Origin of the sequence: Sedimentibacter sp. LTW-03 (genome assembly GCF_052059825.1) — a bacterium.
GTDB lineage: Bacteria > Bacillota > Clostridia > Tissierellales > Sedimentibacteraceae > Sedimentibacter.
This window is the reverse complement of sequence record NZ_CP197180.1, coordinates 133,168-156,105: the sequence shown is the minus strand read 5'-3', so window position 1 is coordinate 156,105 and position 22,938 is coordinate 133,168. Positions and strand designations below refer to the sequence as shown.

Below are 22,938 nucleotides of genomic sequence, written 5' to 3'. Positions count from 1 at the left end.
ATAAGGAGCATGAAAATTAACATAATCAATCCAGGAAAGGACAGCATCTTTACAAATGCAAATCTAGATTTTTCTCCTGTTGCTGTAAAAGTTTCAGGATGCCTCGGAGAGGGAACGACACATGCAGCATCTGGGATAACTGTCATGTTAACCGGAGCTGAAGCAAAAGAATTCGGCGGCTTTCAGGCATCAAACATCGGTTCTTCCGAAGGAAAACTTAAGGATCATGTTGTACGCAACAAATTCGGAACTCCCGATAGCTCCGATATTATACTTCACTTTGATTTTATCTTCAATGAAGGCCATGCAAGGACAAGAGAAGGAATCATTGCAGCACACATGGCAGCTGACGAGTTTATAGAGGATATCCGCAGCTGCCTCAAGTCTCTTAGCGCAGATACTGCTTACAAAAGCAAAGAATATTTTGACACACTCAAAATAAATTCACCTAGAATTGTCCTAGTTAAGCTTGTGTCCGGTCTCGGGTGCATGTATGAAACAGCAATATTTCCAGGCGAACCCGGAGGCTGCTTGAATTCCCGTTCAATTATGGATGTTTCAAACATGCCGCTGTTCGTCACCCCAAGCCAGTACAAGGACGGCGTCGTGCATTCACTGTGCTGAGCAGCATGATTTATACTTTCCTTATTCAGATATTTCTGATATAATATTAACAAATATCGTTGCATCAATTTTACCTGAACATCATAATGCGGCGGTTAGATCAGATTAATCTTGTAAGGAAGGAGGAAATAAATTGATAATCGAAAAAAGCATGTCCCTTAAAAGCACTCTGGAACAGCTGGACTATGAACTGCTTGCCTCAATAATAGATTGCATATATGAAGCCGTATGCGTAATCGACGAAAAAGGAACCGTGGTTATTTGGAATAAAAGTGCGGAAAAGCTTTACAACATAGATTATAATCAAATCTATGGAAAAAATATCCGTGAATTTTTCCCTAATGCCATAGTCGATACTGTAAGACTGACAAGAACAACTGCAGAAAATATTCAGCACTCTCCAAGAGAAAGCTCCCATATACTGGCAAGCTCCAAGCCCTTAGTTGTAAGGAATAAATTTATGGGAGCGGTATCCACAGACAGAGACTTCAATGAAGTCAAAAAACTATATTGCGATTTGGAAACCGCAAATAAGCGCCTGCTGTTTCTTGAAAATGAAGTTCGGCGACTGGAAGGCTCCTTTGGAAATATTATAGGTACCGATCCCAATCTTATTAAAAAAATAGAAATTGCAAGGCAAATCGCTCCTATTGACACCAGTGTAATGATAATCGGAGAAAGCGGAACCGGCAAAGAGGTATTTGCCAGAGGAATACATGAGGCAAGTGGCAGAAAAGGACATTTCGTTCCCGTAAATTGCAGTGCAATTCCGGGCGAACTTTTTGAAAGCGAGTTTTTTGGTTACTCTCCGGGTGCTTTTACGGGAGCAAGCAGAAAAGGAAAAGCCGGAATTCTTGAGCTGGCAAACGGTGGAACAATCTTCCTAGATGAAATAGGAGATCTCCCTCTCAATATGCAGGCAAAACTCTTAAGATTCCTGCAGGATAAGACACTCACGCGAGTAGGCGGAGAAAAAGCCGTTCAGTTAGATGTAAGAATAATTTCCGCAACTAACTTAAACCTGAAAGAGATGGTAAAAGAAAATAAATTCAGAGAAGATCTGTTTTACAGATTAAATGTAATAGAACTTTCTATTCCACCTCTAAGAGAAAGAAAAAATGACATTCCTTTGTTAATAGGCTTTTTTCTAAAGCTTTATTCAAAAAAACTTTGCAAAAAAATCAAGGGCGTGGAAAAAGAAGCCGCAGACATACTCAGAGAATATCCGTGGCCCGGTAATGTACGAGAGCTGATGAATGTAATTGAACAAATTGTAGCAATAAATACAGAGGGCTTCATAACGAAGGAACATCTGCCGGCATCTGTATTGGAAAAGCACGAAAATATCTCTGCAGCTTCCAAGAAATACCCTCTGGACCTGACAGCAGCTGTTAAGAAATTAGAAACAGAAAATATAAAAAAGGCTCTTATGGCAGCAAGCTATAACAAATCTAAAGCAGCAAAGCTTCTTAATATACCAAGAACGACTTTATATCATAAAATGGAAGAATATAAAATTGCAAATCAAAAATGAGCCGCTGAAAAATGTAATCAGTTAGATTACAAAATAAAAGTCCATAAAAAAACACTTCGAGCATTCAGACCCAATATTGCCCAGGAAGTGTTTTTTTATTTCTTTAAATTTTACAGTTTTCCTTCTGCCATAAACCTTGCATTGGTACCGTTAATATCAAAAAATTCCTTAGCTGCCGCTTCACCGATTCTATTCGGATGTGCTTTAATTGCCTCGATATGTTCCATTTCTTCTACATGCTGAAGTTTTCGGTTTCTCATAATAATATCACCGTGAACAACAGAAGTATCAACTTCACACCCTCTTGCACTATATACTAAATTTGGCACAATATTTCTCATTGGATATGTGTAAACCGGCTGCATTGACGGATGGTTCAAATTAACTGCAATAAAATCAGCTTCTTTTCCGATTTCCAATGATCCCACAATGTCACCCAAGCCAATAGCTCTCGCTCCTTCGATTGTCGCCATGCGAAGTGCTCTCCATGCGGGCATAACTTCCGGATTGCCATACTTAATTTTATTAAACAAGCATACATTTTTCATTTCATGAATAATGTTGTGACAGTTATTTCCCGGTGCCTGATCAGATCCAAGAGCCACATTTCCGCCGAAATTCTGGAATACTACACTTGGGCACACAATTCCATCGATAATACCTATGGATGCAGGATTGACAATCATTGAAGCTCCGCTTTTAGCAATAATTTCAGTCTCTTTATCAGTACAATCTGTAAGATGTACCGCGATAAGACTTTCATCTAAATATCCCATATCTGATAAAAACTGAGCAGGCCTTTTACCGTATCTTTTTTCAATCTGGTAGGTCTCACGATCACCCTGCTGCACATGCATATGGATTTTTGTTTTTCTTTCCTTTACAACTTTCTGAACTTTTAGCAACATTTCAGGGCTTACAAAATCTGCACCTTGCGGCCCAAAGAGAATTTTTATTCTCCCGCCGGCCTTGTTGTTCCATTTATCAAACAATTCTATATTTCTTGCCAGGAACTCTTCTCCCTGTGTATCATCGAATTCATAGAGTTCACCGGGCTTGTAGACTTTATACTTTGCAGCTCTGATGTTTTGAGTAATGTTTCCTCTTGCCCCAAGTTTCTCAATGAATGCACAAACATTATTCATGTTTGCTTCATAATCGCCTAAAGTTGTTGTTCCTGCCTTTACCGCTTCAATAATTGCAACTCTGCTTCCTGCATCACGCTCATCATCATTTACGGCATTATCGAACGGCTGAAGCCCATACATCATCCAGTTATTTGTGTCCTGTGCCAGACCCCTCATAACATTGCACGCTGTATGCATATGTCCATCGATCAATCCCGGGAGAACAACATGTTCTTCCAAATCGAGAACTTCATCAGCAGCATACTCTTGATTAACTTTGTTGATATCGATAAAATCACGGATTTTTCCACCATCAACAATCATTGCAGCTTCTTTCTTATATCCTACACCTTCACCTTCCATGGTATAGAAGTGAGGAGCCTTTACTATCATATCTACATGTTTCATTCTTTACCTCTTTAATTTTTATAGTTATGTTTAATTTAAGCTAAGCAATCGCTTCCTTCTTGCTTGAAATTTTTGCAAAGATAAACAGCAAACAAGCCAAAACTACTGCTGTTACAACTATACTCAAAACATATTGTCCTGTCAGTCCTCCGAATAAAAAACCGACTGCAGCAGAAGCTCCGACCGTTAGTCCATACGGCAGCTGAGTCTGTACGTGAACAATGTGATTACAAGATGCGCCGGTTGATGAAAGAACTGTAGTATCAGAGATTGGTGAACATTGATCTCCAAATAATCCGCCACCGATTACTGCTCCGACAATATAAGCATATGGCAGATTAAATGCAATTGCCATTGGAAATGCAATAGGCATCATAATTGACCATACACCCCATGATGATCCTGTTGCAAATGAAATTGCAGCTCCAAATACAAATACCATTACAGGTACCAGCCCCGGAGTCAGGTAGTTCTCAACGATTCCTGCCAGATAAACGCCAACTTCCATCTGACTTGTGATACTTCCAACTGACCAAGCGCATACCAAAATAAAAGGAACTGAAATCAGCTGCGCCATTCCATCAACAAAATGGTTAAATGCTTTATCAGGCTTAAATAATTTTGTTGCTACGCCTACTGCACCTGCGCCGATTCCTCCGCAGACAAAACCCATAGAAATTGCCAATGTGATATTACCATTTAAGAATGCTCCTTTAAACCCGTTTTCACCAATATTTCCTGTCCAGAAAATAGTTGCGAAAAGCGAAACAAATAAACAGATCATTGGAATAGCAAAATTCCACATAGAAGGTAAATATCCTTCTGGAAATTCTTCTTTTGTTTCCGGAACCAGCGGCTCAACACCGTCAGCAAGCAATTTGCCTTCTTTTCTTGCTCTCAATTCTTCCTTATGCATTGGCCCGATATTTAGTCCAAAAATTGCAACTATAAGAACTGTAATCATTGCAAAAAGTCCGTACATATTAAATGGAAGCATATGCAGCCAGATTGACCATTCATTTCCTTCAACATTACCTGCTGCGAGTTCGGCTGCAATCAATCCTACAATAAAAGGCCCATAACTTGAAATTGGTGAGAATGCAGCCAAATTACACCCCATCGAGTCCAGGATATATGCAAGTTTTGCTCTGGATACTTTTACTAAATCCGTAACCGGTCTCATAATTGTTCCAAGAATAAGACAAGGTTCCGTGTATGAGAAAATAAATGCAGAAAGCGCAGTAACTATTTGACCTTTCTTTGCATTATTAATTTTCTTCGTAATCGCTTTAGCAAAGGCTTTTGCAGAGCCAGTCACTCGCAGCATTGCAACCAATCCACCTGAAAGAGTTACAAGTAACAATAATCCTGCGTTCCACTCACTTGCAATTGAAGGGATGAAGAAGTCTCTAAAAATAGCAGCAAATCCTACAATCGGATTCCAACCGTTCAGCATTGTAGCACCAACCCATACGGCTACAAATAGTGATAAGATTGTTTGTTTTGTTTTTAATGCCAAAGCCACCGCAACAATCGGCGGGATAAGGCATAAAACTCCAAATGTTGTGTCCATGATTATATCTCCTTTTTTTATTTTTCAGGTATATAAACAGCATAATTCGTGCCAACATTAAAACCCCGGTAATTTCAATGTTTTTCTACAACATCAATTACCGGGGTCAATTTTTTTTAACTTATATTAGTCAAAATTCTTTGACTTTTTACTTTTTGTTTTTAATCCATATTTTAATATTTTATAACTCATCGACTGCTTTGAAATTTTCAACTTTCTTGCCGCTTCTGTAACATTGCGCGTAGAATCTAAAGCCATAACCAATTGCCTTTTTTCATATTCCTCTAATCTCTCCAAAAGACTCAAATTGTCATCTATATCCATCAGTTCACTATGTTCATCATGAAAATGGTTCAGCATATATGCAGGCAATTCTTCTAATGTAATCATCTCTGAACCAATAATGTTGAAAACACCCTCTATAATATTTTTAAGTTCTCTTACATTGCCGGGCCATTTATAATTCATAAAAATTTTCATAGCATCTTCAGAAATACCCATAACGTTTTTATTCATTTTTATATTATTGTGTCCAATAAAATAATTTACCATAACAGGTATATCTGCAATTCTATCTCGCAACGGTGGAATTTCTATAAAAACAGTGCTCAATCTGTAGTAAAGGTCTTCTCTCAATTTTTCTTCACGGATACATTTTCTCGGTTCCTGATTAAGTGCACTGAGAATTTTAACGTCAAAGGAAATGGACTCATTTCCACCAATTCGCCTTACTCTTTTTTCTTCAATAGCTTTTAATATTTTTGCCTGCATCCCTAAAGGCATAGAAATAATTTCATCCAGAAACAATGTACCGCCGTTGGCCAATTCAAAAAGCCCGGGCTTATCTTCCGCGCCTGTAAATGCACCCTTTTCCGTTCCAAACAATATACTTTCCAACAACGTCTCCGGAATAGCCGCACAGTTTTGTGAAACAAAACGTTTTGATGATTTGTTACCTGCTGTATGTATACTCTGCGCAATCATTTCTTTTCCTGTTCCCGTTTCACCATAAATCATTACCGGTGAATCAGTATTTGCAATCAATGGGATAATATTCTTAATTTCATTCATTTTTTTAGATGTTGTTACAATGTTATCGATACGATACATGGAATCTGTATCGTTATTTATACTTGGCAATACAATCTTCTTTCTCTCTACATCTACATGAACCCTGTCATCTATGCATCTTGAAAAATCAATAGCTCCAACTATCTTTCCGCCTTGATGTATAGGTATTGTGCTGCAGATATTAGTTATTGTGTCGCCATGAGGTGAAGTCAAATGCTCCACATGATCATATATAGGCTTTCCAGTTTCCAATACCCGCATAATAGTACTGTCTTCCTTTTTCATTTCCGGATGAATTTCCAGGATAGTTTTTCCGATGATTTCATCCAACCGAAGATTATACACATCTGTTCTAAAATTTGCATAATACTGAATGACACCTTTTTCATCTGTAATGATTATTCCATCGAAATAATTATAGATGTTTAGCATCTTTTCAATGTTAATATTGCTCATAGCTTCACCCCGCTAACCTGCCAATCTATATTAGAAAAGTATATCATAATTGACATGAAGAGGCAAACATTTCGATTGCTGTATATTAACGCATTGCTTCATTATGTGTGTCAATTACTCCATTTTAAGCTGGAAGCTTTCTTGCATTCAAATTTCAACCAATACCACTATCGCGCCTGCCTATTGTTTTTTTACTAAAAATCATTTTCGTGACGTTTGAAAAATTCATAATACATACGCACATTTTCCAACTCAGTCCATCGTTTTACTTCAACAGGCTTCTCATCAAGATCATATATTTTAGCTCCTCTCATGGATAGCAGGAATGGTGAATGTGTAGATATAATAAACTGGCATCCTAAAAACCGCTCGGAGTCCTCAATAAACTTAACTAGTTCTATCTGTCGTTTTGGAGAAAGACTGTTTTCGGGCTCGTCAAGTATATACAATCCGTTTTCACCTATTTTTTCAGTAAAATAGAAAAATGCACTTTCCCCATTAGAATACTCTCGAACATTATCCATCAATGTTTTTCTAACAAAACGAGACTGCGTTTTACTTCTTGAATAATTCACTTTTCGAAGCTGCTCATAATCTTCCATAGACTTCATCTGAAAATTAGAATATTTTGCATCCAAGTATTCCTCAAAAAGCCTTTCTCGCTTTTGATCAATTCCTTCATTGAGATTACGTATATTCAACATGTAATCAAACACATCATCACTGGTAATAATTCTGCTATTTGCAGGGATATCAGCTTCAACCTGTATATTGCACATATTGACATAATCAGGATAGAAATTGGATTTATTATAAATAGAATCTCGCTTAATACCTGTTTTTTCTGCTATAACATTCAATGCTGTAGATTTTCCCGATCCATTTCCGCCATATAAAATCGTAATAGGCTCAAAGTCAATTCTTTCAAGACCCTGCCTTGATAATATTTTAAATGGATAAAATGAATCATAGCACGTTCTCTTTATCTCCAAAAAAAAATCAAACTCTATTTCCTCATTTGGAAATGTAATAACACTTAAATAAACCATTATTATCTCCTTGCCGTAAATTTCTCCTTTCATAGAACATATTCAAAGAGTAACCGATTATAAAATAATATTCAACCTAATTTTTTGAAAGCATTTTTCCATTAATTCTATTTTCTTCATAATAACGATAAATATATAAAGAATAACGATAAATAATTATTGTAATTCATTTAAACCTATGTTATACTGATCCAGTCAAATATAAGAAAGGAACTATTTCTCATGAAAAAAGATTTCAAAGTTTTTTATCATTTCAAAGTTATTGCCGGCGTTTTTCAAAAAGCCGCTGAGATTAAAGAAGATAATGACCTGGTATTTTAAGGAGGCGCAATATGATTGTTGTAAACTTAGATGTTATGATGGCTAGGAGAAAAATATCATTGACGGAGCTGTCGGAAAAATTGGGTATGACGATGGCAAATGTTTCAAATTTCAAAAACCAGCGGGCTAGAGCTTTTCGCTTTACCACACTTGACGCACTGTGCAGAATTTTAGACTGCCAGCCCGGCGATATTTTAGAATATAGAAAGGATAATGAAAATGAAGAAAATAATTAAAATAGCAGGAATTGTAGTTGGATCAATATTGGGTGTTGCCGTAATTATGTTTGCAATTATGCTTCTCAGAGGCCCCAGTGATGTGGTGGTTCTCACTGACGAGCAAGTTGCTGAACAAAATGCCGAGCAAACAAAACTTTATTCCGATGTAGATTTATCGGGTTTTGATACTATTACCGTTACTGGAGAAAAAGTAACTTCTGATTTTTTCAAGGATTACAAAGTAACAATGATTAACCTGTGGACAACAAATTGCAGTCCATGCATCGCTGAGATGCCTGATATTGCAAAGCTTTATGATGACAGACCAGAAGGAAGTAATATTATTTCCATATGCGTAGATACAGTAGACGATAAGAAAGCTGTTAAATTTGCTTCAGAGGTTATGGAAGATGCAGGCGCAAATTTTATGACGCTTGTTCCAGATGAAACATTGCAAACGGCACTGACAAATCAAGCTAATATTTTTCCCACTACTATATTTGTAGATTGCAACGGAAAAATTGTTGGTACTCCCCATTTTGGAGGCAGAACTGGAGAAGACTACAGACAAGCAATCCTTGACAGAATTGCACTTATAGACGAAACAGCATCAATACAATAGGGTACAAATATGAAAGCATCACATAATACACAACCATATATCAAATATATCATTCTCGTGTTGGCGCTGGCATTTATCGGCATTGGCCTAATGCGAGAAGAACAATTTGTAGTACTAAAAAAGGCAGTCAACATTTGCCTTGAGTGCATAGGGATAGGCTAATGAAAAGTAAAACAAACAAAAGACATATTATACAGCTTATTGCTGCTATTATTATAAACGGGTATGCCGCAGGATTTGTAAAAGGAAAAATTTTCACCGGCAAGACAAAGCTTATTTGCGTCCCGGTACTTAATTGTTACTCCTGCCCCGGCGCGCTGGGTTCCTGCCCCATAGGAGGATTACAGGCGGTATTGGGCGATCGTAGCTTCAAGTTCTCGTTTTATATTCTCGGCTTCATTATGCTGTTTGGCATTCTGTGTGGCCGCCTTATCTGCGGGTTTTTATGCCCGTTTGGATTCGTACAGGACTTGCTTTACAAAATCAGAAGACCAAAGTTTACAGTTCCAAAAAATATTGACAAGCCCTTGCGTTATTTGAAATATTTTGTTTTAATAGTATTTGTTATTGCTTTACCGCTAATTATTACCAACCAATACGGTATGGGGAATCCTTACTTTTGTAAGCTGATTTGTCCTGCCGGGACGTTAGAGGGCGGCATTCCGCTTTTGGCAATGAACGAAGAATTAAAAAACACCATAGGTGCATTATTTTTTTGGAAACTTGGCGTATTGCTTGCGATTATAATTTTTTCCATTATTACATATCGCCCGTTTTGCAAATATCTCTGCCCTCTCGGTGCACTATACGCATTATTTAACAAATTTAGTTTTTATCAAATGGATGTTGATAAAACAAAATGTACCGGATGCAAAATATGTGAGAGAAACTGCAAAATGAACGTAGAAATTACTAAAAACATCAACAGCACAGAGTGCATACGATGCAGCGAATGTAAAAATATATGCCCCCATAACGCAATTTCAAGTGGCTTCAAAAAATGACCTACTACAAGGTAATAAAAAACATATTCGGAGGAAGATTAAATGGCTTTTAATAAAATTGATATAAAAAGCTGGGAGCGCGCTGACGCTTTCAAGCATTACTCAACTGATGTCCCATGCACATACAGCATGTGTGTCAACCTTGATATAACCAAGCTGCTAAAACAGATAAAGGGGAAAAAACTAAAAATCTTCCCCGTAATACTTTATGGAATCTCTTATATTGTGAATCGTCATAGTGAATTTCGCATGGCAAAAGACAGCAACGGCAATATCGGATGGTATGATAAAACCAATCCCTGCTTCACTGTATTTCATGATAAAACAGAGAAAATCAGCGAAGTCTGGACAGAATACGAAGAAAATTTCGAACTTTTTTATAATAGCTACCTTAGCGATATGAAAACATATGGCAATGAAAGAGCAGACGTTTCAAAGCCTGCAAATGGAAATAACCTGTTCAATGTTTCTTGTATTCCATGGGTTTCATTTACCGGGTTTAATCTAAATTTACAAAATGGATATGACTTCTTCCCGCCCATCTTTACAATCGGAAAATATTTTTCCGAGAACGAAAAAGTTGTGCTCCCACTATCAATTCAAGTACACCATGCTGTTTGCGACGGGTTCCATTTAGCGAGATTTATAAATGAACTGCAAGATTGGGCGAACGAATTTATATAGTAGTATAATAAATAACAGCATTCATTTTTGAAAGCTGTTATTTGTTACAAAATATTGTGCTGATATAATTATATAATTCAAATTGTTTTTCGAAACCTTTTATAGGCTGCTTAAATATCCATCTACAATTGAAGCCAGTTTTTTTGATATTGGATAGTTACCGGAACATAAAGCCCAATTATATATAACCCCTCTTCCTACTATTAACAGCTCATCTGTTATTTGATCTGCACTTTTTGATTTTGACAGCTGCCCAGTTTCCTGCCCGCTTACAATTAAATCATGTAATCCTCTCGGCAAAGCCCTATCTTTGGATAAGAAAAACATACTTCCATTATCCATTTGTGCCTTGTAAATATTTCTTATAACATCTATTCCTGTATATTCTGCATAGGCTGCTTGTTCGCATAAATACAAAACAATAGCTTTTTTAATATTAGATTTATCTATTCTTTTAATAACATCTGTCTCGAAAAAAACATCTGTTCTTTCATAAGCGGCTATAACAATTCCAGATTTGCTTATAAAATGATGGTAAAATGCCCCTACAGATACACCGGCATTCTTGCAAATTTCCTTAATACTTATATCATCATAGTTTTTTTGCTTCATTAATTTTAACGCTTCATCTAAAATTCTATTCTTTGTATTTTCAGCCTGCAATGTCCTAGACGTTTTTTCTTTCATATACAATCTCCTTTAGTTGTTTCTTTACTAGACTAATATATAATAAAAAAACATTTTTTTCAATTGTCAAAAAATAAATTATTGACATTTGTTAAAAATTTATATATATTATATTTAAGATAACCGGTTCGGCGAATTCGTTATCTTAAATATATAAAAAATAAAGGGAGGAACAATATGAAATATTTTGAGCTTTTTGAACCCACTAAAATTGGTAATGTTGTGCTGAAAAACAAATTATCAATGGCACCGATGGGACCTGTTGGATATGCAGATGCATTTGGTGCATTTAATCAAAGAATCCAAGATTATTATGTTGAAAGAGCAAAAGGCGGAATTGGACTGATTATTACAGGTATTTGCAGCGTGGATATTAATATAGAAGGTTTATCAAAACCTGGACTGCCCTGCCCAACACAAACACCATTGGCTTTTATTCATGCTGCGTATCAGATGAACGAACGTGTTCACGCATACGGCACAAAAATATTTATTCAATTGACAGGCGGATTGGGAAGAAGTGCATTACCTGGGTTTGTAAGCAAATGTATTGCTCCTTCGGAAAATGAAAATCGCTTTGATCCTAAGATAATTCATAGGGAAATGACAAAAGAAGAAATAAAAAATTTGATTCAAAAATTTGTAATGGCAGCAGTTATTTCTAAAAAATCGGGTTTTGACGGAGTTGAAATTCATGCAGTTCATGAAGGATATCTTTTGGATCAGTTTGCAATTCCTATTTTTAATAAGAGAACCGATGAATATGGAGGATCATTAGAAAATAGATTAAGATTAGCAACAGATATTGTAAAAGGAATCAAAGCAGCTTGCGGAAAGAATTTTCCAGTTTCATTGAGGTACAGTCTTAAAAGCTGTATGAAGGGTCTTCGCCAAGGCGGTCTTCCAGGTGAAGAATATGAAGAAGCCGGCAGAGATATTGAAGAAGGAATTGAAGCTGCTAAAATTTTAGTAGAAGCAGGATATGACGCACTTAATGTTGATGCAGGTACATACGATTCTTGGTACTGGAATCATCCGCCGATGTATTTTGAAGAAGGAATGTATCGTGAATTTGGAGAAATACTTAAAAAGCATATAAATGTTCCGATTATTTTAGCAGGAAGAATGGAAAACCCTGAGCTTGCTGTTGAAGCACTAAAAACAAGCTGCGATATTATTGGTCTGGGCAGACAATTATTAACAGATCCTTATTATCCGGAAAAAATTCGTACAGGAAGACTGGATGAAATAAGACCGTGCCTTGGCTGCCACGAGGGATGTCTTGGAAGAATAGGACACGGTCCGGTTAGTTGTGCGGTTAATCCTGCTTGCGGTCGAGAAAAAATTTACGGTCTTGTTCCAGCACATAAAATAAAGAAATTTTTAGTAATAGGCGGTGGCCCCAGCGGTATGGAATCGGCCAGAGTTCTAGCTGAAAGAGGTCATAAGGTAATTCTTTGCGAGAAAAGCGGTGAGCTTGGAGGCAATCTTATTCCGGGAAGTGTTCCCCACTTTAAGCGTTATGACAGAGCTTTAATCAACTGGTATAAAAAACAATTGGAACTGTTGAATGTCGAAGTGAATTTGAATTGTAATGTTACAGAAGATACAATATCTTCTTATGGAGCAGATGAAGTTATTGTAGCAACCGGTTCTACTCCTGTTGTAATACCTTTCGGAGGTAATGGCAAAGCAGTATTGGCTAATGAAGTATTATTGGGCAAAGCAAAAACCGGAAAGGATATTGCAATTATAGGTGGTGGACTTGTAGGATGTGAAACAGGATTATGGCTTGCACAGCAAGGAGCAAATGTTACAATAATTGAAGTTGCACCTGAAATACTCGGAGGTGCCAATGCATTGCCTCACATGAATCATTTCATGCTGGAAGATCTGCTGAAATTCCACAAAGTAACTGTGCTTGAAAGTACAAAGGTTGTATCCGTTGATAATGGATCAGTTACTTATGAGAATGCAGATGGAACTAAAAGCATTTCGGTTGATACTGTTATTTCAGCTGTCGGCTATAAAGAAAACAATGGTTTATTTGAAAGTTTGAAAAATACTGATTTAATTGTACACAACATAGGCGACTCTCAAAAGGTTCACAATATTATGTATTCTATTTGGAATGCATATGAACTTGCCAAAGAGTTATAAAATTTAAAATTAAGAAGCCATCTCAAAATTGATGAGATGGCTTTTTAGTTTGTAGGGCTTAAATTCTATAACACGTAGATAACAATTTCTTATAAACTTCTTATCCTTCCTATCACTAATACATTACATTTTCATATAATGGAAGTAATTAATGGCGTTAATTATTGGCAAATCTCACTATTCAAATAGGTGGTAAAATAATGACTACAGAAGAATCACATTTAGCATATAAAATATCTTTACAGAGTATGATTATAAATCTATTACTATTTGTTTTTAAAGGCTTGTTTGGATTCTTAATTTCTTCCACAAGTTTGATTTGTGATGCAATTCATTCGCTAACTGATATTTTCAGTACATTTGTCGTTTTACTTGGAATAAAATTTTCTAATAAACCCGCTGATAAAAGTCACCCCTATGGACATGAAAAAATTGAATGCATAATAGCATTTTTATTAGGAATTATGCTTTTTGTAATTGGAGGCAGGATTGGATGGGATGGATTTCAAAAGTTGCTTCATCCTGTGGAAACACTTAAACAGAATTTGTTGCTCAATACATCCGCTATTATTATAGCTGCAATTTCTATAGGGACCAAAGAATGGATGTATCACTTTACCATAAAATGCGCCCAAAAAATAAATTCATCTTCAATGGTGGCTGACGCTTGGCACCACAGAACTGATGCCTTATCATCTGTAGGCAGCTTAATTGGAATTATAGGAATTCGTTTAGGCTATCCTGCGGTAGATGCAATTGCCTGCCTAATTATTTCTCTTTTTATATTTAAAGCTGCTTTTGAAATCTGTGTAGATGCTTGTAAAAAGGTAATAGATACTTCGTGCTCTTCTGAAATAATATCTACAATAGAGGAGATTATTAACATCAATAAAGAGGTATTGGCTATTGATGTTATTAAGACACGTCAATATGGTTCAAAAATATATGTTGATTTGGAAATAACGTTAAACAAAGATACTAGCTTTGTGCATTCCCATAATGTTGCCCATTCCATTCATAACGAAATCGAGAAAAATATTGCTGGAGTTAAACACTGCATGATTCATGTAAACCCATCAAAACTTATCAATCATCACCATATATAATTTGGTATTAATTAATCGTATGCATGTACTTCTCTGCTTCATACCACGGCACAGTATAAGAAGTTCCCTTTGTACAAAAAACAGACGTTGATGTATTCTCTACATCTCTTTCTTTGTCATATCCTATTTTATTTATTACTTCAATTGAATTTTCGCACAAGTCATATCCATCATACATTAGGCTCATGCTTCCTGTACCCTTAGTAAATGACATTAGCTCTATACTGTAATCCATAAAAGATTCCACAGGCCCTCTTCCTTTTATATAAACATTTCCACAATTAAGAACTGGTGGTTCACAATTGCCCCTTAATTTGTGTATATCAGACATAATTTTTCCCATATAAGTTTCTTCAGCATAAATCTCAAAACTGTAAAATGGCTCTAATAAAATAGATTCTGCTTTTTCTAAACCTTGCCTTATTGCTCTATAGGTAGCTTCTCTAAAATCGCCGCCCTCAGTATGTTTAATATGAGAACGTCCATCCATTAAAATTATTTTTATGTCCGTTATTGGAGAACCGGTCAGCACTCCTTTATGGACTCTTTCAAATGTATGATTCTCTATTGTATTTTGATAATTTAGAATCAAGTTGTCAACGTGGCACTGACTCTCATAGGTGATTCCACTGCCGCGGGCAGTTGGTACCAGATCTAGCTGCACTTCTGCATAATGGCGAAGTGGTTCAAAATGCCCATACCCCGTTACCGCTGATAATATTGTTTCTCTGTATTCAACCTGCGGTTTTTCAAAACCAACTGATATCCCAAACCTAGACTTCATAACATTTTCTAATATCTCAAGCTGAATCCTTCCCATTATACTAATTAATATATCTTCCGTTTCCTCTCTATAGGTAACTGATAACGCCGGATCTTCAGATTCTAATATTCGCAGTTTTTCCATCAATATTGTTACATCTGTTTTATCTAATATGTTTACCTTCGACTTAAGAGCTGCAGTCAAGTGAAAATTACTAGCTTGCTCTATTATTGTTTCACCTGAAATTATCATCGTACCACATACAGGAGATTTGAAGCCTACAACAGCAAATACGTCTCCTGCTGATATTTCATTTTTAGTTTCATATTTTTTACCATTATATACTCTTATTTCATTTACTTTTTCAGATGAAGCTTGGCCATCTTTTATGAATGTAAATTCATCCTTAATGCGCAATTTCCCTGATAGCGCCTTTATAAAAGTAAGTCGTATTCCCTTATCATCATGGCGTATCTTATAGACCTTTCCAACAAAATTGTTGTCTTCTTTCTCTTGATATTCAGTTTTAGTCAGCTTAGAAAATACTTCTAAAAAATTATCTATTCCAATCCCCTTTAAGGCAGAGCCTGCCATTAGAGGAAAGCAAATTCTCTTTTTTATTATATTGATAGCAGCTACTATTAAGTCTTCTGAATTATAATTTTCTTGCAAATAAGATTCTAAAAAATTATCGTCTCTGTCTGCTACAAATTCAGCGGTGCATTGATTATTTATATCCTTAACTGAATTAAGATATAGTATATCACAAGTAAGCTTGTCTTTAATGTCAGCTATTATTCCTTGCAGATTAAAACTATCTATATCAGCTTTATTAATAAAAATAAAAGTAGGAATATTGTATGAATTTAATAAGTTAAATAATGTCGTAGTGTGAGCTTGAACGCCCGAGCTCCCGCTTATTATTAAAATTGCGTAATCAAGGGCAGACATAGATCGTTCAGTCTCTGCCGAGAAATCCATATGTCCGGGGGTATCTATGATATAATAGGTATCATTATTAAATTGAAAAATACCTTGATCAGAAAAAATCGTAATTCCCCTGCTCTGTTCTATTTCGTCGGTATCCATGCTTGAAGTTTTATGATCAACTCTTCCTAAATTTCGTATACTGCCTGTATTATAAAGAAGTTGTTCTGTGAAAGTAGTCTTCCCTGCATCCACATGAGCAAAAATCCCTATTGTTTTTTTCATAGTAACTCCTTTTTTCATCTGATATATCATTTTACAACATGTTTATAAACAATTCAATTTAATTCTAGCCCCAATTCAACTCAAAAAGATGACTCCTGTTGAACACAGAAATCATCTTTTTTATTATGCCTAGACTTTTTAAAATGTTATTGACAAAAGACGCGTTTTATTCCTACAGCAAACAGTTTTCATTATTTACACTATCTGCAATAAGAAAGTATCTAACGGCTGTTGACAAATTTGTATCCTTTTTATAAAAGTTATATAATTATTTTATAACTCTCATTGCTTTTGCTATTTTCTCAATATTGTCAATGCAATAGTCTAATTGTTGCTTCGTATGATTTGCCGTTATAATACAGCGTACGCGAGCTTTTCCTTTTGGTACTACGGGGAAAACAATAGATGACGCTAAAATATTACATTCCTTAAGTTTTTGGCTAAAGTTTTTTGCCTTTTCCTCATCACCAATCATTATTGGAATAATAGGAGTTTTGCTATTACCAATATTAATTCCTCGTTTAGTTAACCCATCTTTAAAATAATTTGTATTTTCCCATAGTATATTATTAATATCCTCTGATTTTTCAAGTAGTTCTATTACCTTAATTGATGCAGCTATTGCACTTGCCGGAATAGAAGTACTAAATAAAATTGGTCTTGAGTTTCTCTCAAGCCAGTTTTTCATTAAATTTGATCCAACAATATACCCACCTACAGCAGGAATCGCCTTAGATAATGTTCCTACTGTAAAATCAATTTTACCGGTTAAGCCAAAGTGATCAGCGACACCTCGACCTTTCTTCCCCAAAATTCCCGTACCATGAGCATCATCAACATAAAGTAAAGAGTCATATTTTTCCGCTAAAAATGTCATGTCCTGTAATGGAGCAATATCACCATCCATACTAAATACAGAATCTGTTGCAATTAAAACATTTTTATATTTTGCACGATTTTCTTTTAACTTTTTTTCTAAGTCTTCCATATCCATATGGCGTATTATTATTTTATTTGCCTTGCTAAACCTAGTTCCATCAATAATACTAGCGTGATTAAGTTCATCGGATATAATCAAATCACCCTCACCAGCAATTATTGGTATGGAGCCCAAATTTACTGTAAATCCCGATTGAAAAACCAGTGCTGCTTCTTCGTTTTTAAATTTTGCCAATTTTAGCTCTAATTCTTCGTATAAGTCTGTATTTCCTATAATATTTCTTGCTGAGGATGCACCAACACCGTATTTTTCGATTGCTTGAATAGCTGCTGCTTTTACCTCAGGATGATCAACCAATCCTAAATAATTATTTGAACTTAAGTTAATCGTTTTTTTACCGTCCAACACAATTTCTGCACCATTTGCACTTTGAAGAACTGGCAACGGCTTATACATCCCTTTCGCTTTGCTTTCCTCAATTTCTTTCAAAAATAATTTTTGGCTAAACATTTATATAATTTACCTCCGTATATATAACGAGCATTTATTTGCTGTATTTATTAAATATCTCGTTATCTGGATATAGTGCAATTTTACCACTATTACCTTTTTGCATCAAATCAAATGCTTCTTCGAAATCTTCAAGTTTAAATCTATGAGTAACTGCTGGCATAATATTAAAGTCTTTAGATTCTAGTATTCCTTTAACTTGGTACCATGTCTCAAACAGCCGTCTCCCAACAATCCCTTTTATTGTAATGCCCTTAAAAATTACATCATTTGCAATATCCAGTGATATTTCTTCACTTGCTAATCCTAAAAGGGAAATTCTGCCGCCAGGTTTTACATACTTTAATGCTTGTTTTAGTGCAATTGGATTGCCTGACATCTCTGCAACAATATCTACACCTTGTCCATCAGTAACTTCTTTTATAGCTTTTATTGGATCATCTTTAAGCGGGTTAATAACTATATCTGCACCAAGCTTGTAAGCTAACTTAGCTCGATATTCGTTTGGCTCCACAGCAATTAGTGTTTTAACTCCAGCTACTTTTGCTACAGGAATTGCTAATGCTCCTACAGGGCCACATCCTACAATAGAAATTGATTTTCCTACTGTATCTCCAGATAAAATCGTGTGTACCGCATTGCCAAGAGGTTCTTGAATTGCTAAATATGCAGGATCCACATCTAATGTATTTTTCCATGCGCTTGCTTCAGGTATTGCAACATATTCGGCAAAAACGCCATTAACATTAATCCCTAGTATGACAGTGTTGGGACAAATATGCGCTTGGTTTGTCCTGCATTGTTCACAATGCCCACACACAAAATGAGTTTCCGAGGATACAATATCACCTACATTCAACGTTGTAACATCAGAACCCAGCTCAACAACTTCTCCTGAGAATTCATGCCCGATAGTAACAGGCGGATTCACTTTACTTTGTGACCATTTATCCCACTGATATATGTGCAAATCAGACCCACAAATTGATGCTGCATGTACTTTTACTAAAACTTCTTTAGGCCCTATTTTAGGAATATCTACCTCCTTCAATTCTGCTCCAGGTGCAGCCTTTGTCTTAACAATAGCTTTCATTTTTCCTTTCATTTTTTTCAACTCCTATTTTATTTACATTATTTTTTTTATTTACATAATTCTTTTTTCGAATTTACTTTTGACGGTTTGCCGTCCTCTCCAATATATTTTAAGTCCCAACTAGTTAGAGCTGCAAACAGCATTACAAGCACTAATATCCATCCGTGAAAAGCTAAATACCAAATTTCCCCCGGTGTTACACTTGTTAAAAAAGGATATTTATCCAACATACCATTTACTACTGTAGTCGCTAAAAGTACTCCACCGCTCCAAGGTAGAATAAATCCTCCTGCTGCAGTAATCGCATCTAACATATTAGCTCTACGATAGGGATGTATATTAAATCTTTTACCAATGCTTTTTACAAATGGTGCAGCTGTAATCTCTGCGGCCGCATTAACGCTCATCAATGCATTTAGAATAGAAACTATAGTCCAAATTGCCAACTCTGCCTTTTTAACTGAACTTCCCACTTTCTTTAATATAGCTTCTTCCATTAATCTCATAAGGTTTCCTGCAGTTATTAAATAGCCACATGACATGATTAATAATAACAGCACACACATATGCAAGTAACCACTAACACCATCAACTACAGCCCCAACTAATGTTCCATTTGAAACATCGAACCACAGGATGTCTTCCATTGTACCAAAACCTGCAACCAATATAATAATTATTGCAGTGACGATTCCCCACGAAATTGAAACAATAAGGTTTTTTCCGCGGAAAGCCAACAATAGTACAAGTGCAAAAGGAAATAGTAATAAAAGTCCTTTTGGATTAATATATTCATTAATCATTTCTAATGAATTAGCGTCTGCAATAACCCCTGTTTTAGAGCTGCCAAATATAAAAAACAAAATTATTGCAAAAAAAGCTGCTACAATAGAATATTTAAACCTAGTTCGAACAACGCCCATAATATCTGTATCTTGCGTTGCAGCTGAAATAATAGTCGTATCTGATACAGGTGCGAGATTGTCTCCAAATGCTGAACCACTTAATATAGCGCCAAGAAGAACTAAAGGATGTGAACCCATTAAAACACCTGCCGGATACATTAACATAGTGAACGCAACTAAAGTACCATATCCAGTACCTACAGCTGTTCCAAATAACGCTGCTAATATAAATGTTAATACGGTAAAAACAGACCCACTTACTCCTGTTGAAACGCCTGCCCATACCAATCCATCTACCAAGCCACCCACTTGTAACACCGCTGCAAAAATTCCAGCCCAAAACCATGCAATAATGGCTACAGCTGCAACTGACTGAGTCATTCCTTCAGTAACAGCCTTTAAATATTTTTCGGCAGAACTTTTACAAATAAGCAATCCTAAGCCTAAACCAATTACAGCTCCAATTATTAAACTCTGTTCATTAGCAATATTCTTAAAACTACAAACGATTGCCCATACGATGAAAAATAACATTGGGATAGCTGATCCAACGGGACCAAATCTAAATTCTAAATTTGTTATCTTTCTTCCGTCGTCATACATAATATTACCATTACTCTCCATTATGTTTCCTCCATATTATTAAAATGTTGATATACTACGTAGATATCTTATTGCATTTCAATTATATCAACCACTTAGTTTTTTTCAATCTACTATATTAACCTTATTCTATCTAAATCACTCTAATCCATGGTATGTTATTGTAATTCAGCTTAAACTTCTTACATAAATAAAACTATATGTACCTTGGAAATTCAATATTTAACAAAACAAAGACACCCTGAGGTGTCTTTATTTGATGGTCTATAAAAATACTGAACTTATTTTAAATAATCGCTTACATTTCCTCTGTATTCTACAAATTTTTTTGAATCAGAAATATATCTTACATTTACGTTACTTTCTGCGCAGTTATTTTTTAGTATGTAATCCTTATCACCGTTAACAATTGCAGTAATTGCTCTTACAATGTGAGATTTGAATTTTTCATATCTTTCTTGTAATGTAAGTAAGCTGTGTTCTGAATATAAATTACATGTAATTTGGAGTTCAAATTTACAATTTTCTTTAATCCATCTTCCTTCCACTTCGTCTCTGCACTTGCTAAGTCTATCTTTGTCTATTTGGTTGCCTATAAATAAAATTCTTTGTCCAGTATAATCCGAATGAGTCAGCGTATATACTCTGTCAGCCATATTTTCATATTCAGCATTAAGCTGATAATCTACTGTCAGTTTGGTAAGCATTTACTAAGCCTCGTCTGATACAGCTTCATTGCAAAGAATGCTCCTATGGCTCCGGCTCCATAAACTGATACAGCGCTTATAACCACGGCTACAGTTCCTCCAAAGCTATACAAGGAACTTTTTATGAAGAAGGTTGTCATTATAAAGGTTGCAATAATTCCGCATACTGAATAAATAGGTGCAAAAATTGCAATCTTAGTATCAGATTTAAAATCTCTAAGGATAATACTAATAATTATATCAGCCACAATTCCTCCTGCTGCTATTGAGATTGTTGCAAAGATTGACATTCTTGCCATCATGAAGCCATACGCAACCGCAAACAAAGATACTGCTACCGGTTTTCTTACTTTGTACAACATCATTGCTATGATAAAACTAAAGAACGGTGCATTGATAACACCTCGGGAAAACGGAAGAATTTTATGGAATACTCCAACAACTTTTCCCAAAACCACAGCAATCGCTACACACATTGCAATTGTAGCTAAATCTTTTACATTTAACATTTTATATTTCATTTACGCCTCCTGATAATAGACAATATGGGTCTTCTTCCAACCAGTCTCCGGTATTGCTGAAAGCTCTTGCTCTACAGCCTCCACAGATATTTATATATTGGCAATGACCGCATTGTCCTTTATAGTTTTTATAATCTCTTAATTTATTAAAAATTTCATTGTTTTCCCAAATATAATCAAATGTATCTTCTCTTATGCTTGCAACCTTTACCGGTGCATAGGGGCATATATGCACGTCTCCGTTAGGCAGTATTGAGCAGTAACTTACACCTGCAATACATCCTCTGGTAGTATTTTTTAATGACTCAATACCCCTTAACAATGATTCAACCTTATATTGGGGGGCACATGTAGGTTTAACCAGCATGTCAAGCTCTAAATCCTTATCAATAATTCTATTGATTGCTTTTTTGTATTCTTTAATATCCAACGAAGCTTCCTTTATATTTTTACCTCTTCCTGTGTCAACCAAAAATAACATGTGACTTGATGCAGCTCCTAAATTTGAAGCAAAATCCGCAATATTTTCTATTTCTTCTAAATTCTGTTTTGTAACAGTACAGTTTAATTGAACTCTTATCCCTGCTTCTACACAATTATTTACACCTTCTATAGCTTTTTGGAAAGCTGTGTTGGAACCTCTAAACCTATTGTGTTTTTCAGGGTCTAAACTGTCTATGCTTATTGCAATGGCGCTTAAGCCGCTACCTTTAAGTTTTTCTGCCTTTTCTTTGTCAATAAGAGTTCCGTTGCTGCCCATAAGTATAGTCATGCCTATGGACTTGGCATAGCTTATAAGTTCAAATATATCATCTCTTATCATTGGTTCTCCACCGCTTAAAACTATAACTTTCATTCCGGCTTTAACCATTTGGTCCAAGAGTTTTTTTCCTTCATCAGTCGATAGTTCATCATCCATCTTTTCCGGTCCTGATTCCCTGTAACAATGCTTGCAATATAAATTACACTTTTTTGTTGTATTCCAGGATATATGATTCATGTAATCCTCCTTTTATAGTTATAAATAAGTTTGTCCTTAA

The 22,938-nt window shown here is 35.6% G+C and carries 21 protein-coding genes; 9 read left to right on the top strand and 12 right to left on the bottom strand.

Annotated elements, in window-relative coordinates:
- The first annotated feature begins 9 nt into the window (after window positions 1-9).
- Entirely contained in the window at window positions 10-624 is a 615-nt protein-coding gene (locus ACS3UD_RS00770; protein WP_308138231.1) for a proline reductase cluster protein PrdD, read from the top strand.
- A gap of 133 nt (window positions 625-757) precedes the next feature.
- A complete protein-coding gene (locus ACS3UD_RS00765) occupies window positions 758-2,158 on the top strand; it encodes a sigma 54-interacting transcriptional regulator (protein ID WP_308138233.1) in 1,401 nt (466 codons plus the stop codon).
- Between the two features lie 110 nt (window positions 2,159-2,268).
- Here ACS3UD_RS00765 and ACS3UD_RS00760 read toward each other — a convergent pair whose 3' ends face one another.
- The 4 genes from ACS3UD_RS00760 to ACS3UD_RS00745 all read right to left on the bottom strand — a co-directional run bounded on the left by ACS3UD_RS00760 (window position 2,269) and on the right by ACS3UD_RS00745 (window position 7,842).
- Window positions 2,269-3,693, bottom strand: coding sequence for an amidohydrolase family protein (locus tag ACS3UD_RS00760; protein WP_308138234.1), 1,425 nt, complete (start codon window positions 3,691-3,693; stop codon window positions 2,269-2,271).
- A gap of 40 nt (window positions 3,694-3,733) precedes the next feature.
- Window positions 3,734-5,266, bottom strand: coding sequence for a Na+/H+ antiporter NhaC family protein (locus tag ACS3UD_RS00755; protein WP_308138235.1), 1,533 nt, complete (start codon window positions 5,264-5,266; stop codon window positions 3,734-3,736).
- 126 nt (window positions 5,267-5,392) lie between these two features.
- The gene (locus tag ACS3UD_RS00750; RefSeq protein ID WP_308138236.1) at window positions 5,393-6,793 is read right to left on the bottom strand and encodes a sigma-54 interaction domain-containing protein; all 1,401 of its coding nucleotides are present in this window, start codon (window positions 6,791-6,793) and stop codon (window positions 5,393-5,395) included.
- A 194-nt stretch (window positions 6,794-6,987) separates the two neighbouring features.
- A complete protein-coding gene (locus tag ACS3UD_RS00745; protein ID WP_308140135.1) occupies window positions 6,988-7,842 on the bottom strand; it encodes an AAA family ATPase in 855 nt (284 codons plus the stop codon).
- A 332-nt stretch (window positions 7,843-8,174) separates the two neighbouring features.
- Here ACS3UD_RS00745 and ACS3UD_RS00740 point away from each other — a divergent pair, with 332 nt between their 5' ends.
- Genes ACS3UD_RS00740 through catA form a run of 5 tightly spaced genes read left to right on the top strand, consistent with a single transcriptional unit; the run spans window position 8,175 to window position 10,691 of the window.
- Window positions 8,175-8,399 (top strand): helix-turn-helix domain-containing protein, encoded by a 225-nt coding sequence (locus tag ACS3UD_RS00740; protein ID WP_308138237.1) that lies wholly within the window; start codon window positions 8,175-8,177, stop codon window positions 8,397-8,399.
- Window positions 8,383-9,003: a TlpA family protein disulfide reductase gene (locus ACS3UD_RS00735; RefSeq protein WP_308138238.1), complete on the top strand. Its 621-nt coding sequence runs from the start codon at window positions 8,383-8,385 to the stop codon at window positions 9,001-9,003. The genes ACS3UD_RS00740 and ACS3UD_RS00735 overlap by 17 nt, the downstream gene beginning before the upstream one ends.
- Window positions 9,004-9,012: 9 nt before the next feature.
- The gene (locus ACS3UD_RS00730) at window positions 9,013-9,165 is read left to right on the top strand and encodes a CD1871A family CXXC motif-containing protein (protein WP_308138239.1); all 153 of its coding nucleotides are present in this window, start codon (window positions 9,013-9,015) and stop codon (window positions 9,163-9,165) included.
- A complete protein-coding gene (locus ACS3UD_RS00725; protein ID WP_308138240.1) occupies window positions 9,165-10,007 on the top strand; it encodes a 4Fe-4S binding protein in 843 nt (280 codons plus the stop codon). Before ACS3UD_RS00730 ends, ACS3UD_RS00725 begins: the two co-directional genes overlap by 1 nt.
- Window positions 10,008-10,049: 42 nt before the next feature.
- Window positions 10,050-10,691, top strand: coding sequence for a type A chloramphenicol O-acetyltransferase (gene catA / locus ACS3UD_RS00720; RefSeq protein ID WP_308138241.1), 642 nt, complete (start codon window positions 10,050-10,052; stop codon window positions 10,689-10,691).
- Between the two features lie 99 nt (window positions 10,692-10,790).
- Here catA and ACS3UD_RS00715 read toward each other — a convergent pair whose 3' ends face one another.
- Window positions 10,791-11,378, bottom strand: coding sequence for a TetR/AcrR family transcriptional regulator (locus ACS3UD_RS00715; protein WP_308138242.1), 588 nt, complete (start codon window positions 11,376-11,378; stop codon window positions 10,791-10,793).
- A 177-nt stretch (window positions 11,379-11,555) separates the two neighbouring features.
- Here ACS3UD_RS00715 and ACS3UD_RS00710 point away from each other — a divergent pair, with 177 nt between their 5' ends.
- Both ACS3UD_RS00710 and ACS3UD_RS00705 read left to right on the top strand, forming a co-directional pair.
- Window positions 11,556-13,538 carry an oxidoreductase gene (locus tag ACS3UD_RS00710; RefSeq protein ID WP_308138243.1) on the top strand — a complete coding sequence of 661 codons (1,983 nt, stop codon included), beginning with the start codon at window positions 11,556-11,558 and terminating at the stop codon, window positions 13,536-13,538.
- A 200-nt stretch (window positions 13,539-13,738) separates the two neighbouring features.
- On the top strand, window positions 13,739-14,644 hold the full coding sequence (locus tag ACS3UD_RS00705; protein ID WP_308138244.1) for a cation diffusion facilitator family transporter: 906 nt from the start codon (window positions 13,739-13,741) through the stop codon (window positions 14,642-14,644).
- 7 nt (window positions 14,645-14,651) lie between these two features.
- On the opposite strand, the gene ACS3UD_RS00700 is transcribed toward ACS3UD_RS00705, so the two are convergent.
- From ACS3UD_RS00700 to ACS3UD_RS00670, 7 genes are all read right to left on the bottom strand, one after another.
- On the bottom strand, window positions 14,652-16,619 hold the full coding sequence (locus ACS3UD_RS00700) for a GTP-binding protein (RefSeq protein WP_308138245.1): 1,968 nt from the start codon (window positions 16,617-16,619) through the stop codon (window positions 14,652-14,654).
- A 268-nt stretch (window positions 16,620-16,887) separates the two neighbouring features.
- Window positions 16,888-18,069, bottom strand: coding sequence for a glycine C-acetyltransferase (locus ACS3UD_RS00695; protein ID WP_308138246.1), 1,182 nt, complete (start codon window positions 18,067-18,069; stop codon window positions 16,888-16,890).
- Window positions 18,070-18,103: 34 nt separating this feature from the next.
- Complete coding sequence (gene tdh / locus ACS3UD_RS00690) at window positions 18,104-19,174, bottom strand: L-threonine 3-dehydrogenase (RefSeq protein WP_308138247.1); 1,071 nt, start codon at window positions 19,172-19,174, stop codon at window positions 18,104-18,106.
- Between the two features lie 35 nt (window positions 19,175-19,209).
- On the bottom strand, window positions 19,210-20,691 hold the full coding sequence (locus ACS3UD_RS00685; RefSeq protein ID WP_308138248.1) for a Na+/H+ antiporter NhaC family protein: 1,482 nt from the start codon (window positions 20,689-20,691) through the stop codon (window positions 19,210-19,212).
- 260 nt (window positions 20,692-20,951) lie between these two features.
- Window positions 20,952-21,377 (bottom strand): staygreen family protein, encoded by a 426-nt coding sequence (locus ACS3UD_RS00680; RefSeq protein ID WP_308138249.1) that lies wholly within the window; start codon window positions 21,375-21,377, stop codon window positions 20,952-20,954.
- A complete protein-coding gene (locus ACS3UD_RS00675) occupies window positions 21,362-21,898 on the bottom strand; it encodes a hypothetical protein (RefSeq protein WP_308138250.1) in 537 nt (178 codons plus the stop codon). Before ACS3UD_RS00675 ends, ACS3UD_RS00680 begins: the two co-directional genes overlap by 16 nt.
- Complete coding sequence (locus ACS3UD_RS00670; RefSeq protein WP_308138251.1) at window positions 21,888-22,898, bottom strand: radical SAM/SPASM domain-containing protein; 1,011 nt, start codon at window positions 22,896-22,898, stop codon at window positions 21,888-21,890. The genes ACS3UD_RS00675 and ACS3UD_RS00670 overlap by 11 nt, the downstream gene beginning before the upstream one ends.
- Between the last annotated feature and the right edge of the window lie 40 nt (window positions 22,899-22,938).